The sequence below is a fragment of the Polaromonas sp. P1_E1_2 genome (genome assembly GCF_056406035.1).
Window position 1 is genome coordinate 1 of the sequence record NZ_JBFUAZ010000718.1, and the last position, 1,914, is coordinate 1,914.

4 protein-coding genes are annotated in these 1,914 nt (G+C 56.2%); all 4 read right to left on the reverse strand.

The window, feature by feature from the left end; genetic code table 11:
- Positions 1 to 639: 639 nt before the first annotated feature.
- Positions 640 to 1,116, reverse strand: coding sequence for a YdaU family protein (locus AC1D1P_RS22095; RefSeq protein WP_477674455.1), 477 nt, complete (start codon positions 1,114 to 1,116; stop codon positions 640 to 642).
- Positions 1,113 to 1,508 (reverse strand): hypothetical protein, encoded by a 396-nt coding sequence (locus tag AC1D1P_RS22100; protein WP_477674456.1) that lies wholly within the window; start codon positions 1,506 to 1,508, stop codon positions 1,113 to 1,115. Before AC1D1P_RS22100 ends, AC1D1P_RS22095 begins: the two co-directional genes overlap by 4 nt.
- An 8-nt stretch (positions 1,509 to 1,516) precedes the next feature.
- Complete coding sequence (locus tag AC1D1P_RS22105) at positions 1,517 to 1,720, reverse strand: helix-turn-helix transcriptional regulator (RefSeq protein ID WP_477674457.1); 204 nt, start codon at positions 1,718 to 1,720, stop codon at positions 1,517 to 1,519.
- A 12-nt stretch (positions 1,721 to 1,732) separates the two neighbouring features.
- The coding region (locus AC1D1P_RS22110) for a hypothetical protein (protein WP_477674458.1) at positions 1,733 to 1,914 on the reverse strand (182 nt) is incomplete at its 5' end.

Here is a 1,914-nt window from a genome sequence, read left to right on the forward strand (position 1 = left end):
GGGTATGCCACCTATTTGGAACGGCGTCCACAGTGATGAGAGCGTCTTCGCGTTGCTCGGATGTGAGTCTTTCCTCTAGCCAAACGACATCTTCCGGTCGCTTGAATTCGAGGCTCGGCCTTGGTGGTGGGCGACATACAAACGTTGTCCGCCCGGCTTTTTCCGGTAGCGCTGTTCGAGTAACTACTTGGCCGGCCTGGACTCTGGCCCAGTAGCCTACTTTGGGTAGAGGAATGTCCATCGTTTTGCAGACTTTGYGGATGCCGTTGTCTGACATTCCGTACTTCTCGCCAAGCTTGGTCAAGGGGGTGGACCATACCTCATCGTAAAGCGCTAGCCGTTCAAAGTGCACTTCCATACGAAACTCCCGCACGAATACGCCGCTATTCTGCCGCCACCTAACATAAAACTCAAAGTTCTGGGAAAAACCTACTTGTTATTATTTGATTAATGTTTACACTAATCAAATGACAAAACCATTAACAGGTAGAGGCGGAGCGGGTCGAGGTCAGGGGAGAAAGTCTACGGGGATTGAGACTGTCCCCGTTGCGATTCGCATGAGTACCGATCAGCGGGAAAAGCTGGAGCGGCTTGGTGGTGCGCCATGGGTGCGCAGCAAGATTGATAAGGCCAAGGAACCTAGTCGTGAAGCCCTGCTTCCGACAAAGAAGCTTTAGCTTCTGTATTAAGTCTGGTGTCTGGAGTCTGGGGAGTGCTCACTTCGTCCCAGCTTCGTGGCACGTCCTCAGCACGCTTCGTGGTCGCTTCGTGCTGCTCCTGCGCCAGCTTTTCGGCACGGCGCCGAGCCTCTCGCGCCACGGCGATGTCACGGTTCGTGGTTGAAATCTCCCCGGCCTTATGCAGTTCCGCCTCTATGCGGTTGTGCATCAATCCACTGTCTACAGGAGAGAAGAACGCCATCACTGCCTTGACTGCATCGCGCTCCGGCTTGGTGAAGGCGCCGGCAATTCGGCACAGCGCGGCATGGTCGCTGGGCAGCGGCAACTCGGTTGCGTAATAGTGGTGAATCAGCGTCAGATAGGCCCCGCGCTCCGTCAGTGACAGATGGCTGGTGGCACGCTGGAAGTCCCCGATGTAGTGCTTGTAGAAGTTCAAGCGACGACTCCCGCCCCCACCCCGCGGTCATTCATGCTTTCGGCAATGCGGCGGTCAATCTCTGCAGTCATCCGGGCCGCTTGTTCCGGCGACCGCTGGAAAATAGCCGTCTTCTGTTTTTCCAGCCAGTACCGGGCGAGGTCACACTTCCCCTCCGTCACGGCCTGCTGCATCATGAAACCGCACTGCTTGATGTAAGTCTCGCGGTCGGCATCCGACAATTCCAGGGGTTGGTTTGTGCTCATGGCGCCGACTTTCGCCGACGCCGCTGGCGCATGTCTAGTAAAGCGCTTTACTTCGTGAATGCTGATCGATATGCCAATTGGCACCTTGCGCGCGCCGGAGTACCCCCGCAAGCCAGTCTTGCGAAACAGTTGATGAAGATGTTTCATCACAGCCCCTATGCAAGGGACTGGATTAAGGCCTCGATGTCGCTGCTCTTCCAGCAGGTCGTGCGCTTGGACAGCTTCACGCCTGCAGGGTAGCGACCAGATTTCACGCCGGCCCACCAGGCACTGCGCGAAACGGGAACCCTGGCAAGCACGCTTGGCAGTCGGAGGAGGATCTCGGGCTTGTCCGAGGGAGGATTTTGTCGGCTTGGCATTTCTAACCTTTTCTAAAGGACTCGATAAAAGCCAAAACCCGCCACAGCCGGAAAATAGATCGACAACCAAGACCGCCCGGGACGGGATAAGCCTCTGCTGGACGACCAATTTCCTGCCGTGGTATCCTCATAAACGTCGACCAGACGGGTATCAGGATTCAGGTTTTGGTACTCAGGGAGCCCCTTCTTTGCAC

What these genes read in the sequence shown, in the direction of transcription:
- AC1D1P_RS22100 (WP_477674456.1), bottom strand. Translation starts at nt 1,508, where the DNA reads ATGAAACATCTTCATCAACTGTTTCGCAAGACTGGCTTGCGGGGGTAC.
- AC1D1P_RS22105 (WP_477674457.1), bottom strand. Translation starts at nt 1,720, where the DNA reads ATGCCAAGCCGACAAAATCCTCCCTCGGACAAGCCCGAGATCCTCCTC.